Genomic DNA, 19147 nt, shown 5'->3' on the forward strand with positions numbered 1-19147 from the left:
TAAGATGTAAATACTTCAAAATCAACAATGTACAGCTCCGTAATACGCCCTTCATCCTTTGCTGTTTTAAACATGGTGTATCCATCTCCACCGTCAGCAGTGAAGGCATTTGTCGCTACACGGTACGTTTGATCCAACTGCAGCTCCTCATAACCATTAGCCGTCATGGCCTCCACATACCATACTCGCTCACCAACTGGCTTAGCGGCGTCATACTTGAATTTTAGACCGGCTACTTGCATGAATCCACCAGCACCTGGCGCACTCACACTGTGCTCTAAGGCAGCAAGAATTTCTTCTCCCGTCAGATCTAGAGTGACTAGGTTGTTTCCGAACGGTAATACAGTTAATACCTCACCAAGAGTGATATCGCCTGTATCAATGGAAGCACGGATTCCTCCACCATTTTGCATTGCGATATATGTTGGAATGAACTCGTTTGCTTTTGCTACCATTCCATCTGTAATTAAGTTTCCTAGATTGGTTTCCTTACTGCGCACATCATCACGTACCCCATTTAAGGCGACAGATGTACTACCTACCACCTGCTTTTGAAGCTCAGTTAAAGGCACTTTATATTCTTCTACCTTTGCCTTTGCTGCAGCATCTTCAGCATAGCCACTTAATGCCTTTAATTCACCAGCGTAATCAGCAATTACACCATTTTCGTCAAAAGTTACATCAAGCACGCCAAGGTATTTTAAGTATTCATTGGCTTGAACGATTAACGTTGGCTCTGCTTTTTCAATAACAACTGGTTCTGTTAGCGTGGTATGAGAATGTCCACCAACGATTACGTCAATTCCATCCACTTGACCAGCTAACTCTACATCTGGCTGATAACCTAAATGTGAAAGTGCAATAATTTTATCTACACCTTGTGCTTCAAGCATTTCAATGGTTTCATTTGCTTTGTCAACAGCATCTTCAAATACAACATTGTCACCAGGATTCGCTAGGAATGCGGTATCTTCCGTTGTTAACCCAAAAATCCCTACCTCTTCCCCGTCTACTTGTTTAATAATCGCTGGGAAAATCTCACCTTGTTCATTCGTTCCACCAATTGAATCATTGAACAGTGGTCCTAGGTCAGGATCATTTGTCATGTTCACGTTAGAAGAAACGATTGGGAACTCCGCTTGTTTGATAAAGTTCGCTAATGTTGCAGAATCTTTATCAAATTCATGATTTCCTAGAGTCATGGCATCAAAGCCTAATTGATTCATAAAATACAAGTCAGCTAGACCTAGATACTGTCTAAAATACAAGGTTCCTGAGAACACATCCCCTGCATTCAGCAATAAACTATTTTCCTTCTGAGCACGCAGCTCATTCACTGCCGTAATTAATCGTGGGAACTGTTCCACATACGCATGTGTATCATTTGTATGAAGAAGGGACAAGGTGAACGGTCCTTCTTCCACCGCTAAATCTAACTGAGCCACTAATGCGTCATGGTCACTAGCACGTCCATGCTCTTCCATATAAGGAGAGTTAAAGTTTACGATATCAAGCTCAGCTGCTTCAGCTAAGTTATTTGTTACTAAAATATGATCCAGTACTTGTGCATTTCCTTGATAGTTGTAAGTGTATCTTTCTGAAGCAGGTAAAGTTTCTACTAAATTCGTTAAATCATCACCTTTTAATGCAGCAAGTGGTGCAGAAAACTCAAAATCGTTTAAGTCACCTAATACGACTACATTCGCATCCTCATTCTTTTCTTTGATGTCAGAGACAAAATGATTAACGATGTTTGCAATTTCTACACGTTGCGCTTCACTCTCAAGGTAAGGAGGTTGATTTTTCCCGAATAACGGTTGATCTCCACCTTTTGAGTTAAAGTGATTGTTGATCACAATCACCTCTTCGCCTTGGAACGTAAACTCGGCAGCTAGTGGCTTACGGCTACTCTTGAATGCCGAGTTTGTTGGGTCAATACGTCCTGGGTTTAAGGTAAGTGAACCATTTTCATACCCAACCGCTGTTGTAGCATCTCCTTTTGGTGCCTCATTAAGTTGAACACGGTCAGGATTGTAAAGATAGCCTACGCGAATGTTTCCACCAGGAACTCCACCGTCTTCCCCATCAACTGGAGCGATTTCTGTCCATGCATAAGTTGGTCCGCCGAATCCTGCAATCGCATCACTTAATGCTTTATAGTTTGCGTCAGCTTTAACCACACCGTTATTCGTTTCACCGCTTTCGTCAAGCACCTCAACTAAGCCGATAATATCTGGTGAACCCAAGTTGTCCACCATTGATTTCGCTAGCTTGTCACGCTTCACTGTGTCTGTTGCGACGAAGTTTTCGATGTTGTAGGCTGCAACCGTTAATTTATCTTCCTCTTCTTCAATCGTTGTTACTTCATTTGATCTTTCACGTTCTACTAGTTCTGGTAGATCGGCTGCTTTTGTAAGAATCTTAAAGTTACTAAATGTATAGCTAACCACTCCTGTGACAGTTCCGTCAAAAGAGTCACCAGCTTTTGTCACATAACTGCGATCATCAAGCTGAAGAAGCATTTTTTCAGGATTTTGATTCTCTTTTGTTAAAAGAGGAATGCCTTCCTTGGTATACGCTTTTCCTTCCACTTGACCCGTAATAATAGGAACTTCTCCATATTTCTGCGGACCAGTTACGGTTGGATTTTCGATTGAAACGAGCATTCCTTCAAGGCTCTCGTAAAAATCAATGCCATCCTCTGCTGGATCAAACGTTCCAAATTTGTCATTATCGATGACAGATGATGGTGGAATTACGTCCTTACCGATGACGATTGGAGCCGGAAGTTCATTTCCACTAGAAACTTTCGTAATCTTTCCTGATTGAGCGTTAATTTCGGTCATCGCCAAGTCTGTTTGTAGCTTTTCCGCATATCCATCCAAAACCCACTCTTTTACAAGTCCAGAAACCGTTACACTATCGCCGACAGCAACACCATGAGTTGGCTTGTAGACTAGTAATCCTTCTGCTGTATTTAGATTGTCGTCTGGATTTGGATCTTGAATATAGAAATTACTACCGTCTACAACGTAAGTTACTACGCCAGGTACATCTACTACATTTTTATCTTTATAAGGTGAAGTATGAGATTGACCTTGGATGTCGCGAATTTTCAAACCTGTTTCGCCTGTTACAGGGTCTTCTTCATCTGGAGGTGGGGTTGTGCCGTCGAATGACATGGCAGTTGGAGATTTTAACCCAGGAACTGTGAAATAAGGTTCGAGTGTACCAGTAACATATACCTTTTTCCCGATAATCTCAGGATTAGTTGCTAGTCCAAACTCCGAACGAAAACTTGAAGGGAGCTGAACGGGTAATATTTTTGATTTATCTCTTTCAGTTGGACTGTCCGCTATGGCAAAATTAGTATCTCCTGCAAAGGGCCCTTCAAAATTATAATTATTGTTTCCTGTAGTATGTCCTACTATGTAGCCAACAACAGTAGCCGTCCCCGTATTATTCGCAATCGCCTCTGCAACCGTAATCGGTTCAGCTGCCTGTGCCCGATATGGGAGAACCATACTAATTAACATGACAAACATTGTTGTTACTGCAAAAAGCTGTTTCCTAAGCCTCTTCAAGTGTGTTCCTCCTCTAAATCTCTTTTATAGTTAACCTCAAATAAGTACTCCCAACTAACCAAACCAACCAATTTACTATCCCTCCTTTCTCTCGGAAGGAAGTACATGAGGTATTACTATCAACTTACCATTTTCATTTCTTTTATCGTTCTTTTTAACGAAACCTTAACCCTATCTATACAAAGAACTAACAATATTTACAAGAGTAAACACTTCATTTCCAAATTTACACTACTATTATACTATTAATCTTTCGTTCTATAATCAGAACAAATACCTATGCCCAACCTCCTGTCGTGTCAGATATTCACTAATAAAATGACCTTTGACACATATCTTTGCTCACACAAAAAAATGCGACGCTTTAACACGTCGCATTAACTTAAAATTCTATCTAGAAGAGATCCTTTAGATGGAACGACTCTTAGGTACTCTAATCAATTTTTCAGTCTAAAATAATCTTAATGCTAGCCTCCATGCAAAAAATACAAGGGTAAAGGCTATCCCCCAATATATAGCCTTCTTGGAAACTGTTTTATCATTACCTGTTGAGGCCTTAAGCTCTACCGCTGATAATGCGCCACCTAAAAGGAAAATAATGACAAACGCCATTAACGTGTACTTCTCTTCTGAAACATCGATTCTCCAATTCTCTTGTACATTATAGGCATAGATAACAAATGCAGCTACAACGATAAATTGATATAGATTTGTAATTTTTGAGAATTTTTTCTTATCCATAAAAAACTAAAACCCCCAAAAGTAATACTGCGATCCTTCCTTTTCCATATAATTTATGAGAACCTCATTTTAGAAAACACTCATTAGTAGCCCAAAAATAATAAATACCGCAGCAATAGCTTTAGTTATATTTTTCTTCTTGCATATTTAACATGTTGTTTTCCACTTTGAAATAGAAGTAGAATCCTAATCCTACTACAATTGAAACAATGTACAAATTCTTAAATCTTGAGAATTTCTCTATTTCTATCTATACACCTGTCTCCATGGAAAAATATTAAAAAAAGTTAATTGCTAATCTCCAAAGTATAAAAATAACTGCAATTGAAATTCCGCCATATACTGATTTTTTTTCAATATATTTTTCATTCTTTTTAATTGCAGTCATTCCTATTCCAACCATTACAGTACCAAATAGAACTAGAACCATCATAATAATTAGATTAGTTCTTTCTTCAGCTACATTAATCGTCCCATTTTCCAATTTAAAATAGAAATAAGTAATTATTGATATAACTAAGAATACTAGATATATTTTTGTTAATTTGTTGAATTTTTTTATGTCCATTTTATCCACCTCATTTCTATTGGATTGGAGCCATAGGCGGCTGTATTTGTTTAGAATCTGTCGATAAGTTAGGTTCTTTATCTTTCTCTAGATTTTCACCCTGCTTATCTGGTTCTTTAATATTATTTTCCTTGTCTTTTTGTTCTGATGGTTCTTTTTTATTGGTAGTTTCATTCGTTTTATTATTAGAATTATTTTCATCCAATAGTTTATCTATCTGATCTCCCGCACTATTTTTTATCCACTCTTCAAAAAATTTGGCCCCAGTATCTACCACAACTTCATGACCTAAATTTTGTAAGTACGGACTTAATTTAGATGCCAATCCAGCGACAACCGTACCGAGTAAGAAGTTTTTAGCACTTTCATAACCAAACCAATCTACCTTATCCCAACCATCATTAAACCCTGTCTTAAGTGCTTCGCCAATCGTATTTTCTATTCCTCCGTAGAGAGATAATCCTAGTAATGTACCCGCACTTATTGAACTCCCAATTAGGAAAGGCGCTGTTAATCCCCCAGTAATCCCTCCGAAAATTGTATCAATTAATAGGCTAGCAACACTAAACTCTCCTGTCCTTACTGTTGTAGCTATTGAAGAAAAGAACCCTGCAAGGGAACCAAATACAAAACCCCATTTTACTAATGGATTCTGAAGAAATCCTTTAACCCCATTCCACCCAGTCATAACCTTCCCTCGAACCCAAGGAAAAGCCACAGTTCTCATCCAATTCATCCCAGCTGTAAATTTCGTACGAACAAAATTCACCCCAGCCGTAAACTTCGTTCGGATGAACGGAAAAGCAACGGTTCTCGCCCAGTTTACACCCGCTTGCCATTTGCCGACAATCCACGGAACCGCCGTATTTCTAACCCAGCCTTGGACAGCTGGCCATGCGGTTGCCCGTAACCATCCCCATGCAGAAGCAAAGGCACCAGAAGCCGTACCCAAATATCCGAGAATTCCTCCAACGGTCGAGCTTCCTAATGCCCCCCAAAAGCTGTAGTCATCTCCTGCTATCCACTGATAGATAAAACCTCCAGCTATGGCACCCACTGCGATTACCGCTACGACAGCAATGGAAATGGCTCCCACGACCCCAAGTGCCACCAATCCAGCAATAACTGCCACAATGACTACCGTTGCAATGACTGCTGCAATAAGGGTCTGAGCCCATTTATTTTTATCTAGCCAATCTCCGGCTTCGTTCCATTTTGTATCTAGCCAGTCTCCGGCTTCATTCCACTTTGTATCAAACCAATCAGAAACATCCGAAAAGACTTGCTCTGATGAGTCTAGGAAATCATTCCACTCGTTGCTGATATCTTTCCCAATTTCACCTAATTGATCTTTCAAGTCTACTCCTACATCCACTACCTTATCCCAGGCTTCTTCCCACCAAGGGACATCATCTCCACCTCCACCGGCGGACTCATCTGATCCATCGCTAGGATCTGTTTCATTAATTCCTCCATTGTCGGTGATTACATCATCTACATCTGCGATGGCCGACTGCAAAGGAATGAATAACAACATCCACAGGGCACAAAGAGTGAATAGTATTCTTAGGTTTTGTCTATCACGCACCTATCCAGTCCTCCTCATCTTAGTTTATAAGATTTAACTACAAGATATGTCGAAGCCAGCAGGTTCGCCAATTCGTGCTGAAGACTCTGAGCTGATAGCTGGCACACCCTCATCTGATACGGTTGTGTATTTCCCCTTCCTGTCGGTTTCCACATACATCCGAAACTGATGAGGTATAAATTGAAAATCTATGACTCTGTCATTATCGTTTCTCTCAGCAAACTTTTCCGCTTCTTCTCTAGCTTCATCTAAGTTGTCCCGTACTGCTTTACAGGACATATCACTTACTTCAGCATCGCTAAAAAAGAATTTCATTGCTTCCTCTGCTTCTACACTCACACTATGGTTGAGGAGCCAGCGTTTAATGGAGCCCGGCATGGTTTTGCCTTTCTGACTCTCTACCATTTCGATAAAATCCTTTAATAGCTCATTTGTCGTTGGTGCAGGAGGTGGGGTTTCTCCTTCTGCAGGTGGTTCCCCAGGCGCATTCGCCGCTTCTAAAAAGTCCTCCCAGCTTTCCCCTAGCTCATCCAGTTCCTCTTGCGTTTCTTCCTTCAATTTTTCCCTCATCGAGATGGTTGAAGATTTTGCTGCCGCCAGTGCCGCAGCATCCGCTCCCGTTTGCGTCACGCGCTTGTTCACAAAGATAGTGGAAAAATCAAAAAAGATAATGGCCAAAAAAAGAGCAGCGAGAACCATGCCAACCATAAACACGGTTGTTCCGCTGCCTTTTTCATTTTTCAAATGCGCATTTAGTCTAATCCTCATCTGGCTTTTCCTCCATAGGCATGACCGCATCAACGGTAAATGTGAAGTCAATATCCGCTATTAGAGGAAGCTTAACAATAGGAGCCTTTACATCAAGGATGACCTCTGCTTCATCTGTACCAGGCCCTCCCCTAACATCAACAATTTTGATGCCCGCTGCTGACTTTCTAGCTACTGACTGCCATTCTCCATCATGAATAGCGGCAGCCCTCGCCCCATCCCTAGCTGCAGATTCTGCTACTACTAATGAAAAAGAAATGAGCCCAATCTGCCATATAAGGAGGATGGATAGGAGCATAAGCGGAAACAACGCTAAAAATTCAATTGCTTGTGAGCCGCGCTCATTTTTTACATATGATTTTAGCAATCTCCTCATGGGTTACTCTCACTCTCTATGAACTCTTACATTCCACTAATCCATTCTGATAGTTTTGCCGTTATCGCTTTCCCGATTGAAGTATCTCCGTCAATCCCAGCGGCAATAACACCCATAATGGCCAAAACAACTAAACCTAATGCTACCCACTCAAGCGCTTGAGCTCCTACTTCATTATTTACATAGCGATTATAAACACCTGTGACCTTTTTCCATGTTTTCTTCATCATTATTTTTTCCTCCCTAGTAATCTTTAAATTTATTTATTAAAAAAAGAATGAATCCAAGCCAAATGCTTCTGGATTATAAATAATATTTAAGGCGAGCAAACCAACAATCAGTCCTAATACAGCAGGAGCGATAAAAAAGGTGGTGACCAGCGTAATTTGCGGACTGGCCTTGGCTGCTTTTTCCTTTGCCAAGAAACCTCTTGTAGCACGTAAGTCTTCCGCCTGCAGTCGAAAGGTTCTCGATACAGGTACCCCAAGAGAGGTCCCTTGAATGAGTGCATTGACTAACGAGTGTAATTCTCGTGAAGAGTTCCTTTCTATCAACCCTTGGTAGGCACTTAGGCGTGGAACCCCCAGTTCTACCTCTTTATTGAAGCGGTCAATCTCCTCACTTAAAGGGCCTTTAAATTGTTTTGTCACTTGCTTGAGTGCACCATCAAGGCTCACACCAGCTGATAACGTAACACTGACCGTATCAAGAAAATCAGGCATCATCATGCTGATCAGCTCTTGGCGACTTTTTGCCCTAAAATAAAGCCAAGCACTTGGTCCAAAAAAACCACCAAAGATGGTTAGAAACATGATGGGAATTCCTAAAGGAAGCCCTAAAAAGCCGTAAATCGTGCCAAACCCTAAACCGATCATTCCGAGTACAAAACGGAACCCGTAAAAGTCTTGAAGCTGGAGCCCAAGTGGATATCCGGCCTGACCTAATAGCTTCTTGTGCTTTTCAATATCGGCAAAGTAAGGGTATTTGATCCCTACTGGTCCAGCCTTTTTTCCCCATCTCACAATTGGTGCAATGACTCGATCGATCAATCTACCTTTTTGCTTAGTTTTCCCCTTTACATATCCATTGTTTTGTAAGAGATTTTCTCGTTTCGCAATGAAAAGGTACACATATATAAAGCTAATAAACAAGAAAAGCAGGATGATAATGAGCATAACCATTGAAAATAATCCTATAAATCTCATAGCTTACACCCTTATATTCGTAATTCTCTTAATGATAAAGAACGCAATACTAACAATTCCCGCAAAAACAGCGGACAAAATCATTCCAAATGGAGTAAAAAGAACATTCAAGAAACCCTTAATAAATAAATTCATCATCATGGCCATGAGAAATGGCATGAAAATAAGGATATAGGCGATCGAACGACTCTCCGCCGTTACGGTACGAATTTCTTTATGAACACGACTGCGTTCTTCAAGCGTTTCTGCCATCGTTGACAATACCTCAGCTAGATTTCCACCTACCCGCTGCTGAATCAGAATCGTACTAACGAAAATGGTAATATCGTTACTCGGAACTCTTTCTCTAAACCCATTCATAACATATTCGAGACTATCTCCTAGCTTTAGTTGATAGTCCATTTGCTGAAACTCATTCTTACTCGGTTCCTTCACATCACGTCCAACCATTTCCATCGCTTGTGGAATCGTCTGACCCGCTTTAATTCCGTTAGACATCATTCGGCAGATTTCTGGAAGTTGCTCATTAAAGGTATCCATTCGTTTCCCTTTTCGAGAGTTTAAGAAGAATTTAGACCCTAAGGCAACAATGACGTAGGCAAATAGAAATCCGATAAACACATATAGGCCAAGAATGAATACATTTATAAAGGTTAATAGTGCTAATAAAAGGATATAAATTCCCGAATATTCCGATGGCTTCAATGCTAAATCTGCCTGAACTAATTTTTTTTGGAGAGATTCCGATAACTCAGATGAGTCAAATTTATCCCCAATCAAGAGAACAAAGCTTTTTCTTTCTGCTTTCTTTTCCTGTTCAAACCATGAATCGACTCGCTTAACGGTGTCACGAGCTTTTCTCCCATTTACGATGTAGAAAATCCCGGTGATAAAAGTAAAAATACTGCCTGACAACAACATCCATGCCGTACTCATCTCAACAAACCTACAGCAAAGAGTGACTTAGGCACTTGAACTCCATGTGAAACGAAACGGTCATACATTTTAGGAACATATCCGGTTGGCTTAAATTCACCTTTAATCGTTCCATCCGCTAATGTGGCCTGACGCTCGAAATGAAAAATATCACGCATGGAGATTTCGCCGTCTTCCTCCACCAGTTCAGAAATATGAACAATCCTTCTTTTTCCATCAGAAAACCTAGATGTTTGAACAATTAAATCAAGAGCACCCACGAAATAACCTCTAATAACCTCTACCGTTAGTGGCAAACCAGCCATGATCACCATTGATTCCAGTCGACCAAGTGCATCCTTTGGACTGTTCGCATGGATAGTTGTCAATGAACCTTCATGCCCCGTATTCATCGCCTGTAGCATATCAATCGCTTCTGAACCACGAACCTCCCCGACAATAATTCGGTCTGGACGCATCCGTAGAGCATTTTTAACCAAATGACGAATCGTTACTTCCCCTTTTCCTTCCATATTCGGAGGCCTAGCTTCCAAGCGAACCAAGTTATCGTACGTAAAGCGCAGCTCCGCCATATCCTCAATCGTGACAATTCTCTCTCCACGGGGAATAGAGTCAGAGAGGACATTTAATAACGTTGTTTTTCCACTCCCTGTTCCGCCAGATACGAGGATATTTGCTTTTGCCTTCACAGCAGCTTTTAAAAAGATCGCCATCTCTTCTGAGAAGCTTCCAAAGTTCTGAAGATCATCAAGCGAAAAAGGATCTTGTTTAAACTTACGAATCGAGATCGATGGACCATCCACACTGATTGGCGGAATAACCGCATTCACACGGCTTCCATCATGAAGTCTAGCATCCACCATAGGCGAGCTTTCATCAATTCTTCGACCCAATGGAGCAATAATCCGGTCAATAATATGGCGTACGTGCTGGTTATCCTTAAATTTCACATTCGTCTTTTCAATCTTCCCTTGTCTTTCTATAAATACCTCGTCTGCTCCGTTGACCATGATTTCAGTAATACTGTCATCCCGAAGCAAGCTTTCAAGGGGACCATAACCGACAGACTCATTGATGATTTGCTTAATGATCTGCTCAGTTTGATCCGCAGTAATAATCACTTTTTCCTCATTAATCATCTGCGTAACAAGGCGTTCAATGGTCTTCTTTCTCTCAACCGGCTGAAGTGTCGTAATGCTTTCTAAATTCGCTTCTTTAATCAGTCGATTTTTATAGTGTCTTACCCACCGGTCGACCTGTGATTGGCCAATATTCCATTCGGCTGGTGTTTGTTGTTTCATAGGTGTTCGAACCGCTGCTTTTTCAATCCACGACATGCTTCATCACCCCTTTGTTCGCTTAACGAACTCATCCACGTATTTCTTCATGTCCTTTGTTACCTTGTTCGTTCCTTTATCCTTTTTCTTCTTAAAAAATGACTCTCCCATATTCACATCCGCCTGGATAGAAAAGAAGTCTGAACGTACAAGCCCATTCACATCACGATCAATAATCTTTTTAATATGTGATTCATTTAGTTCCGATTTTGAGTGAACACGGTTTACAATCACAGAGAGCTCATCATTTCTTCCAATTTGAAAACGATTGAATAGCTCGCTTGCATTTCTGAATGCTCTCATCCCTAAACTATCTGGCGTTAACACATAGTGAATATGGTTCGCCTCATTTAATCCTGTGAATGTCAGGTTATTAATAACGGATGGCAAGTCAAGAATCACTACATCATAGTTATATCTAGCTACACGGATTAATCTTGTGATTAATTCATCAGGAATGGCCTCTGCTTTTGTCGGATCAACAGGTCCCGAAATAAACGTTACTTGTGTTTCTTCATGAACCGTAGAAATATTCAATAAGTGCCGCATATCCATCTCATCCATAACCGGAATTAAATCGTAGTAGGAACGAAATGGCTGGGCGCCAAATAAGACATCCATATTTCCAAATTGCGCATTCAAATCAATCACTAAAACCTTTAAGTCTTGGTGAACGCTGAAGGATTGGGCAGCCATCGTCGCTAATAATGTCTTCCCACTCCCACCCTTTGCACTGTAGAACGCGTGAACTTGACCAGCTCCATATCCTGCTTCGGTTTCTTTTTGAAACGTTAACTGTTGGTTTGTCACTTTAATTAAATCTAGTAATCTCTGTTTTTCTTCAGGGAAAAGAATAACGTCTTTTGCTCCTCCAACTAGCCAGGTCCTAGCCTGTTCGAAATCGTCCTCACCAGAAAGACCAATAAGAACGGTTGTTGTCGATACCTGTAGTTGTTGTGGAGAAACTCCACCATCTAAATCAACAAAAACATAATGGTAATGTTGACTATCCTGAAAGCTCCTCTTCCACTCAGGAACTGCTGTAATCTCCATATTAATTTCTTCCATGAGTTGATTGACTATTTCTATCCACGCATGGTTTCTTGAAATCATTAATCCTTTAAATGTACTCACCGTTTATGCACCTTCCCCAACGCAATGGTCCCTATCGTATTAATTCCCTGGTCACCCTGCTGAAGCTTGATTGACTCGTAACACACGAAGCTGCACAGCTGAGTTTTGAAAATGAATGACCCGTTCAGCTTCCTCAATGGTTAGAGCAATCTTTACTCTCGGGGCTCCTTCCTTAACCTCTTCTACCTGAACAACACGAATATTATTTAAAAAGCGTTCCGTTACTAAATTGTCATTCTCATCATTTCTAGCAACAACTAAATCAACTAAGTCCCCTTCTGCCACCTCTTGATCAATAAGTACAGCTTCTGTGGCATTTAACCATACCACACGCTCATTTTCTGGAATATCGAGTTTTTTCCTCACTAAAGTGCTGGTCAGCAAGTCTCCTTCCTCAATTTCCACTACCGAAATCGCGTCTTTTAAATCCTGTTCATCGGTAATAAACGATTCATAGGCACTGGTTTCAGGGAGCTCTACCCAAGTAATATCCGATTCATTAATTTCACTGTACGATCCGATATTTTTGGCTGCAGCTGCAACCGCAACGGTTTTACCTAGTTTTTTCTGCGCTTCTGTTATTTGCATCAAGATGACGCCTGCAGTGGCAACCGCTAATAAAAAAGATAATGTTAAAAATATAATGGCCTTTCTCTTGGCATCAATCATTCTGGTCACTCCGTTACATTGGATGTAATCATTTCCTAAATAAAAATATCAATGGTTTCTGATTGTACTGGAAGGCTAATACCACTTAACGTGATGGTATGAACATTGCTTTCCTTTACAGATACTGGCTTGCTAGAAGCCACATATATGGGGTCAGCAGGAAAATATTCTATCACCTTTGTTATTAATTCCTGCTTGTTTCCCTTAATGGCCTTCTTCGTTCCTTCACTTCCAAGTAAATAGTACATCTTATTTGATGGTTTTTTTAATTGAAGATAGCGAGACGGACTGTGTGAATGGAGATCTGTCGTAATTCGAAAATGTTGTCTCACTCCTCGTAAGGACATCATCACGTCTTCATATGTACTCTCCTGAAGCTTCGTTAACAGAAAAAATACATAGCCTCGATTTTTGGTTCCATCGACAAGAAATAGCTTCTGATTTGGATAAAGCCAATTTCGAATTCTCTTTATATCTCCTTGATTGGTCACATAAGGATCGTATATGTAAAGCAATTCATCGGACCCACTCATGTAGCTACGTAGCTGATCAATTTCCTCACTAATTTCAAGATTATTAGACGTTAATGTAGGAGGAAGGAACGCTCTCTTTTTCGTAAGCATTTCCTCAAGAGAGCGCCCCCCTTTCACCGTAATTTTTTTAATCAACACTTCAGGAAATTCCCCGGTTGTAAACCCCAACGTCTCATCAAGTAAAATCTTCATCTTGATCCTCTCAACCTTCTTTATCTAAATTTCTAGTTTCATAGTCTTCAGATTGTTTTAGGGTCCCCTTTGTTAAAAGGAGATTTATCACTTCAGACTAGAAATCACTTCCTGATGCTTCGTGTTATTCTTTTCTCTTGCTTCATCTTCTAGCTGGTTGATGTACTCTCTGATAGCTGTATGTCTATCATCAAGTATGATTCGTAGTTCTTCTCCTACTTCAGGGGTAATTTTCTCTTGGTCCTCTAGTCGAGACACAGCCTGTAATAAGACATCTTTTTCTGAATCAGACACGTCCATAAAGCTAGAGCCAAGATCTTCTATCCCTTGACCAATTTCTACTTTTTTCATATTTACCTTGTAGCCAACTTTTGCTTTTTCAAAGTTCCGTTCATAGGTGGCCCTTGCATCTTGTAGCAATGATTCAATCGTATCGTTCAATTCCACATTCGAGTTAACGGTATAATACGTTCCATTTCCAGCTAATGCTGTTTCTTTTAACTGCTTCTGCCCCGCATCATCCACATCAAAACCGATAATATTCACACTAACCTTTAAATCCGAGTTTGCTAGCTTTCTAGCCTCCTCGATTGGGTTTCCATCACACGTCTCTATCCCATCACTCACAACAAATAGAATGTTTTCAGACTTATCATCAGCTGATTTCTTTAAATCCTCATAGGCAGCTGCAATGGATGCTGCCAGTGGTGTCCAACCACTTGGCTTAAACTTTGTTAGTGCCTGTTCAAAGCTAACCTGCTCATATGTATTGGCATCGTACATCATTTCCGTGCTCGAACATGATTTTGCCTTGTCATTGTCACTCCCTGTCCCCTGGTGTCCGTATACTCTAAGAGAAACTTTACTTGAAGCAGGTAATCCAGAAGCATATGTAGCAATGGCTCGTTTGGCTAAGTCCATCTTCACTCCACCGGAAACTTGAGCATTCATACTTCCACTTGAGTCAAGATGAATGGCTACGTTTTTAAAGGATGGTTGTTCCTTTGATAAATCATACGCCCCGTAGTCAGGAGTGAAATTTTTCAAGGAATCAAAAACGAGTGAATAATCCGCGCCTAAATAATGAATCAACCCATTATAAATTTCCTTTGGCTCCAAATCCTCTACCACTAAATCCTCTATGGCAGAACCCATGGGAAGTTCAGAATCAACATTAGATCCCTCTAGAGATGCATATAGGTCCTCTGAGTGGATACCAGCCGGTTGCTGAACCATCTCTTCAGCTGCGGAAGGCTGTTCAGGATACGTCACAGCTTCAACGACTTCCTTCTCTTCTTCCTTACTATCCTCACTAGCCGTTGTAGTTTCCTTATTCGGCTCTTCTTCCTGCTTTGTTTGCTCCTTGTTTGAACAAGCTACGGTACAACATGTAACGACTAATAATAGGAGGAAATGCTTAAACACTTTCAAAGACAAACCGCTCCTTCATAATTTCCTGTTTTTTGAAGTAATTTTTTTCCTATATTATTTAGTAACACGTAGTGAAAACTCAGTCAAATGACCCATAGCAATTTGTCGATTTTTGTCTGGTACTATCAAACTATCAAAATCTCAATTTCAAGACTTTTAACAGATACAAAGAACTAGCATCTTTATGAATAAGATGGGGTTTTTATCCTTTTTTTATTAGATAAATACCGTTCATTAGGTAAAAATCTTTATTTTACAAAAAAAGTTAACATTTATCCTGTCCCAGTGGGAGAAATTTGTCGAATGAAATCACACATAGTATAAAACCCCTAAACGTATCCAAAGTACGGTTAAGACTTTTATCACCCACAATCTTAGAGTTATAATAAAAAGGAAAGAAACAATTGAAGCCTATTGGAGTGTATTGATTTTGGAAGTTAAGAAAGCGTTACCTATTTTATTTGCAGTTATGTTTTTAGTTATGGTGGGATTCGGAATTATTATCCCTGTCATGCCGTTTTACGCGGAAGAATTAGGAGCTTCTCCTACCCAGCTAGGTTTATTAATGGCGGTATACTCGCTTATGCAGTTATTCTTTGCACCTTTTTGGGGGAGAATTTCCGATAGAATTGGTCGAAAACCAGTCATTATGATTGGAATCTTCGGACTGGCTGTCTCCTTCTTTTTAATGGGCATGTCCTCCTCTTTATGGATGCTATTTGTAGCAAGAATTATTGGGGGAGCTTTATCAGCGGCCAACATGCCGACAGTGATGGCTTATGTGGCAGATATCACTTCACATGAGAACCGTAGTAAAGGCATGGGAATCATCGGAGCTTCCGTTGGACTAGGCTTTATTTTTGGACCAGCGATTGGTGGTATCTTCTCAAAAGAAAGCTTACATACCCCTTTCTTTATCGCAGGGGCATCATCTGTACTTACCTTCTTGCTTGTTTTGTTTGTATTAAAAGAGTCACTATCAAGTGAACAACGTAAAGAAAACCAACATAAAAAGAAGGATTCCATCTTTTCAGCCTTAAAAGGTCCAGCATCCATTTTGTATATCCTACAATGGTTTGTGACATTATCCTTAGCAGGCTTAGAAGCAACATTCGCATACTTTGCTTCTGAAAAAGCAGGGCTTGAACCAGCTCAGCTAGGTTACGTATTTATGGTTATGGGGCTTGCGGGTGCCATCGTTCAGGGCGGACTTGTAGGAAGGCTGACAAAAAAATGGGGAGAAGGAGCGGTTATTCAGCTCGGAATTTTGATCTCTGCTATTGGCTTTTCTTTAATTTTACTCATTGATAGCTTTGTAACCGCAGCAATTTATTTAACTGTTTTTGGTATTGGGAATGGATTTATTAGACCAAGTGTCTCATCCCTACTAACGAAGACATCAAGTGCTGGACACGGGAGTACTACCGGTTTGCTGTCATCTTTTGATTCACTAGGTCGTATCATTGGTCCACCACTCGGAGGATGGCTATTCTCTGTTTCTCTTCAGCTTCCTTATGTGTCTGGTGCCATTCTTTCACTTCTTGCCCTAGTTCTATACCAGGTATACAAACGTAAAGCACCTCAATCAGAAACGAGAGCTCCCCTTTAATAAAACAAAGGGTTCCGTTTTGAAGAGCTTTTCTTAAAATACGTGCCTAAATGACAGTCGTATTGACTTCGTTATTGGTATATAAAAAGGTAAAACTCGCCATAGTAATTGGCGAGTTTCTTTACGGTTCATCGTAATGCATCAAAATGAGGTTCTCTTGGATTTTTGAGTGAACTAAGATGTCTTGTCCTTAATCGAGTAACCAGCAAAAGTAAATAAGCGGAGATTTTTCGGTTAGATACAGAATGGAGCTCGTTTCGGGGTAAATAAGGGGAGGTTTTCCGATTATGCAAAGCAAAATCTCCCATTTTCGAATTTTTCGAGCTAATAGGTGGAATTTCTCCGTTTATTTAAGCTTTTTTTAATAATAATTATTAATTAAGCGGAATTTCTCCGTCTAATTATCAGCTCACGTGCTTAACCTGATCCCCCCAACCAAAAAGTGAGTACCCTCTTGATCCTAGATGCGGGAATCAGCAGCTTATTATCGACCAGCTTATAAAGATCGAAACTGCACTGCAAATGACAGGAGTTTTGACCCTCCTGTTTAAGAGTACAATACTTATTGAGAAACCTTGATAAATAAAGAAAAGACGTATGTGTCTTTTAATTAGAAAGCACCCGAAAACGGAACCCTATATTCACAAAAGGTGGAGCTTTTTTATGCATAAAATCTCAAACTTTACTTTTAAGCGTTTTCAAAAAACAACTTAATATTTCTCGAAATTTGTCGATATAAGTTGAAAGCGTAAAAAAATATGAATGGGGTAATTTTTATGAAAAACTTATTTAAGTTTAAGAGCATTAAGACCAAATTAATGTCTGTCTTTTTACTAATTACCATTCTGGTATTTGGGTTTGGGTTTTATTTAATAAACTCAATTAGCAAAATGGAGGACCATACAAGAGAGCTATCTGCAGAAGATATTCCGTTAATGGCTTCTGATTTTAGTTTGCTAGGAATTCTAACACAACAACAAAGTGAGCTTCGAGGATTCTTATTAACGGGAGAAGAAAAATATAAACAGATTTACTTCGGATTAAAAGAACCTAGCTTAGCCATCCAGAAAGATTTATTGGAAAAATCCGAGGACCCAGCTATTAAAGAAGTATCTGAACAAACAGCGACCATCTACAAAATAGTTGAGGAAAAATACTTTCCAACCTATGAAGAAGGAAATGTGGATGAAGCAAAGCTCATACTCACGAGTGAAATAGAGCCAAAGCTAATGAAAGTTGTTGAGCAAATGACGACTCTAGCTTTAGCCAGAGGAGAAGAAAGTAAAGAAAATGGGATAAATGCTTTAAAGCAAGCGGAAACCACCTCTTTTATTTCGATGATGTTTGGACTTTTATTATTAATAATCATTATTATTTTCTCGATTGTCATTCCAAGAAACATTGCTAAGCCTATTAATATATTAAAAGAACGCATGGATTTACTGGCAAATGGTGATTTGAGTAATGAGCCACTAGAGATAAAATCACAAGATGAGATCGGAATGTTGTTAGATTCATCTAACCGAGTAAATGATAGCCTGAAAGAGATGCTTAATAATATCAGTGCAGTATCAGAAGCTCTATCCAACCAAAGTAATAATCTTACACAAACATCCTATGAGGTGAAGGAAGGAAGCAACCAAATTGCGGTTACCATGCAGGCACTTGCAACTGGTTCAGAGACACAAGTCAACATCACGAGTGAGCTTTCCAGTTCAATGGGCGCATTCACAACCGAAGTAAAAAACGCAAATCAAAGTGGTGAAATCGTCTATGATTCTTCACAGAAAGTGCTTGGTTTAACTAAAGATGGTAGTAAATTAATGACTTCATCTATTAACCAAATGAGCATCATTGACCAGATCGTAAAAGAAGCTGTAGAAAAGGTTAAGGGTCTAGATGATCAATCACAAGAAATTTCAAAGTTAGTAGGCGTCATTAAAGCCATTGCTGAACAGACCAACCTTTTAGCCTTAAACGCAGCGATTGAAGCCGCTCGTGCTGGTGAACATGGTAAAGGCTTTGCAGTTGTAGCTGATGAAGTAAGAAAGTTAGCAGAGCAAGTTTCATTGTCCGTAACTGACATTACACAAATCGTTAATAACATCCAAAACGAAACAAAATTAGTGACCTCCTCTCTACAGGGTGGATACAAAGAAGTGGAAAGTGGTAAAAACCAAATTGTTACTACCGGTCATACCTTTGAGGAAATTGAACGTTCTCTTTCAGAAATGGCGAATGGAGTTCAGTTTATTTCACGTACTCTTGGTACAATTGCTACTAACAGTGATGGTATAAACAATTCCATTTCTGAAATTGCCTCCGTCTCAGAAGAAGCTGCCGCAGGAATTGAAGAAACAGCCGCTTCTGTTGAACAGTCAAGCGGATCTATGGAGGAAATCGCAAACAGTGCGACTCGCTTAAATGATTTAGCTAATGACTTGAAGCAATTGATTAATAAGTTTGTATTATAGGT

The 19147-nt window shown here is 39.9% G+C and carries 16 protein-coding genes; 2 read left to right on the plus strand and 14 right to left on the minus strand.

Going from position 1 to position 19147, the window contains the following annotated elements:
- The 14 genes from ACGLXV_RS25270 to ACGLXV_RS25335 all read right to left on the minus strand — a co-directional run.
- Window positions 1-3584 (minus strand): 5'-nucleotidase C-terminal domain-containing protein (locus ACGLXV_RS25270; protein WP_391560793.1); only part of this gene is annotated, 3584 nt, incomplete at its 3' end.
- Window positions 3585-4034: 450 nt separating this feature from the next.
- Window positions 4035-4325: a hypothetical protein gene (locus ACGLXV_RS25275; protein WP_391560794.1), complete on the minus strand. Its 291-nt coding sequence runs from the start codon at window positions 4323-4325 to the stop codon at window positions 4035-4037.
- A gap of 277 nt (window positions 4326-4602) precedes the next feature.
- Window positions 4603-4893: a hypothetical protein gene (locus ACGLXV_RS25280; RefSeq protein ID WP_391560795.1), complete on the minus strand. Its 291-nt coding sequence runs from the start codon at window positions 4891-4893 to the stop codon at window positions 4603-4605.
- 16 nt (window positions 4894-4909) lie between these two features.
- The gene (locus tag ACGLXV_RS25285) at window positions 4910-6481 is read right to left on the minus strand and encodes a hypothetical protein (protein ID WP_391560796.1); all 1572 of its coding nucleotides are present in this window, start codon (window positions 6479-6481) and stop codon (window positions 4910-4912) included.
- Between the two features lie 33 nt (window positions 6482-6514).
- The gene (locus ACGLXV_RS25290) at window positions 6515-7249 is read right to left on the minus strand and encodes a pilus assembly protein TadG-related protein (protein ID WP_391560797.1); all 735 of its coding nucleotides are present in this window, start codon (window positions 7247-7249) and stop codon (window positions 6515-6517) included.
- Window positions 7239-7625 (minus strand): TadE/TadG family type IV pilus assembly protein, encoded by a 387-nt coding sequence (locus ACGLXV_RS25295; RefSeq protein WP_391560798.1) that lies wholly within the window; start codon window positions 7623-7625, stop codon window positions 7239-7241. Before ACGLXV_RS25295 ends, ACGLXV_RS25290 begins: the two co-directional genes overlap by 11 nt.
- Before the next feature lie 26 nt (window positions 7626-7651).
- Window positions 7652-7855 carry a hypothetical protein gene (locus ACGLXV_RS25300; RefSeq protein WP_119706414.1) on the minus strand — a complete coding sequence of 68 codons (204 nt, stop codon included), beginning with the start codon at window positions 7853-7855 and terminating at the stop codon, window positions 7652-7654.
- Between the two features lie 36 nt (window positions 7856-7891).
- On the minus strand, window positions 7892-8830 hold the full coding sequence (locus ACGLXV_RS25305) for a type II secretion system F family protein (protein WP_391560799.1): 939 nt from the start codon (window positions 8828-8830) through the stop codon (window positions 7892-7894).
- A gap of 3 nt (window positions 8831-8833) precedes the next feature.
- Window positions 8834-9766, minus strand: coding sequence for a type II secretion system F family protein (locus ACGLXV_RS25310; RefSeq protein ID WP_391560800.1), 933 nt, complete (start codon window positions 9764-9766; stop codon window positions 8834-8836).
- Window positions 9763-11103: a TadA family conjugal transfer-associated ATPase gene (locus ACGLXV_RS25315; RefSeq protein WP_391560801.1), complete on the minus strand. Its 1341-nt coding sequence runs from the start codon at window positions 11101-11103 to the stop codon at window positions 9763-9765. Before ACGLXV_RS25315 ends, ACGLXV_RS25310 begins: the two co-directional genes overlap by 4 nt.
- 6 nt (window positions 11104-11109) lie before the next feature.
- Complete coding sequence (locus tag ACGLXV_RS25320; RefSeq protein WP_391560802.1) at window positions 11110-12237, minus strand: CpaE/TadZ family protein; 1128 nt, start codon at window positions 12235-12237, stop codon at window positions 11110-11112.
- 51 nt (window positions 12238-12288) lie between these two features.
- Window positions 12289-12906: a CpaB family protein gene (locus ACGLXV_RS25325; protein WP_119706409.1), complete on the minus strand. Its 618-nt coding sequence runs from the start codon at window positions 12904-12906 to the stop codon at window positions 12289-12291.
- 35 nt (window positions 12907-12941) lie between these two features.
- Window positions 12942-13631, minus strand: coding sequence for a hypothetical protein (locus ACGLXV_RS25330; RefSeq protein ID WP_391560803.1), 690 nt, complete (start codon window positions 13629-13631; stop codon window positions 12942-12944).
- A gap of 87 nt (window positions 13632-13718) precedes the next feature.
- A complete protein-coding gene (locus ACGLXV_RS25335; RefSeq protein WP_391560806.1) occupies window positions 13719-15056 on the minus strand; it encodes a VWA domain-containing protein in 1338 nt (445 codons plus the stop codon).
- A 436-nt stretch (window positions 15057-15492) separates the two neighbouring features.
- Here ACGLXV_RS25335 and ACGLXV_RS25340 point away from each other — a divergent pair, with 436 nt between their 5' ends.
- Both ACGLXV_RS25340 and ACGLXV_RS25345 read left to right on the plus strand, forming a co-directional pair.
- The gene (locus ACGLXV_RS25340; protein ID WP_391560804.1) at window positions 15493-16671 is read left to right on the plus strand and encodes an MFS transporter; all 1179 of its coding nucleotides are present in this window, start codon (window positions 15493-15495) and stop codon (window positions 16669-16671) included.
- A 776-nt stretch (window positions 16672-17447) separates the two neighbouring features.
- On the plus strand, window positions 17448-19145 hold the full coding sequence (locus ACGLXV_RS25345; RefSeq protein WP_391560805.1) for a methyl-accepting chemotaxis protein: 1698 nt from the start codon (window positions 17448-17450) through the stop codon (window positions 19143-19145).
- Window positions 19146-19147: the final 2 nt, after the last annotated feature.

This window comes from Robertmurraya sp. (assembly GCF_036676585.1).
In the GTDB taxonomy this organism is placed as follows: domain Bacteria; phylum Bacillota; class Bacilli; order Bacillales; family Cytobacillaceae; genus Robertmurraya_A.

What these genes read in the sequence shown, in the direction of transcription:
- ACGLXV_RS25275 (WP_391560794.1), bottom strand. Translation starts at nt 4,325, where the DNA reads ATGGATAAGAAAAAATTCTCAAAAATTACAAATCTATATCAATTTATC.
- ACGLXV_RS25280 (WP_391560795.1), bottom strand. Translation starts at nt 4,893, where the DNA reads ATGGACATAAAAAAATTCAACAAATTAACAAAAATATATCTAGTATTC.
- ACGLXV_RS25290 (WP_391560797.1), bottom strand. Translation starts at nt 7,249, where the DNA reads ATGAGGATTAGACTAAATGCGCATTTGAAAAATGAAAAAGGCAGCGGA.
- ACGLXV_RS25295 (WP_391560798.1), bottom strand. Translation starts at nt 7,625, where the DNA reads ATGAGGAGATTGCTAAAATCATATGTAAAAAATGAGCGCGGCTCACAA.
- ACGLXV_RS25300 (WP_119706414.1), bottom strand. Translation starts at nt 7,855, where the DNA reads ATGATGAAGAAAACATGGAAAAAGGTCACAGGTGTTTATAATCGCTAT.
- ACGLXV_RS25305 (WP_391560799.1), bottom strand. Translation starts at nt 8,830, where the DNA reads ATGAGATTTATAGGATTATTTTCAATGGTTATGCTCATTATCATCCTG.
- ACGLXV_RS25310 (WP_391560800.1), bottom strand. Translation starts at nt 9,766, where the DNA reads ATGAGTACGGCATGGATGTTGTTGTCAGGCAGTATTTTTACTTTTATC.
- ACGLXV_RS25315 (WP_391560801.1), bottom strand. Translation starts at nt 11,103, where the DNA reads ATGTCGTGGATTGAAAAAGCAGCGGTTCGAACACCTATGAAACAACAA.
- ACGLXV_RS25325 (WP_119706409.1), bottom strand. Translation starts at nt 12,906, where the DNA reads ATGATTGATGCCAAGAGAAAGGCCATTATATTTTTAACATTATCTTTT.
- ACGLXV_RS25330 (WP_391560803.1), bottom strand. Translation starts at nt 13,631, where the DNA reads ATGAAGATTTTACTTGATGAGACGTTGGGGTTTACAACCGGGGAATTT.
- ACGLXV_RS25345 (WP_391560805.1), top strand. Translation starts at nt 17,448, where the DNA reads ATGAAAAACTTATTTAAGTTTAAGAGCATTAAGACCAAATTAATGTCT.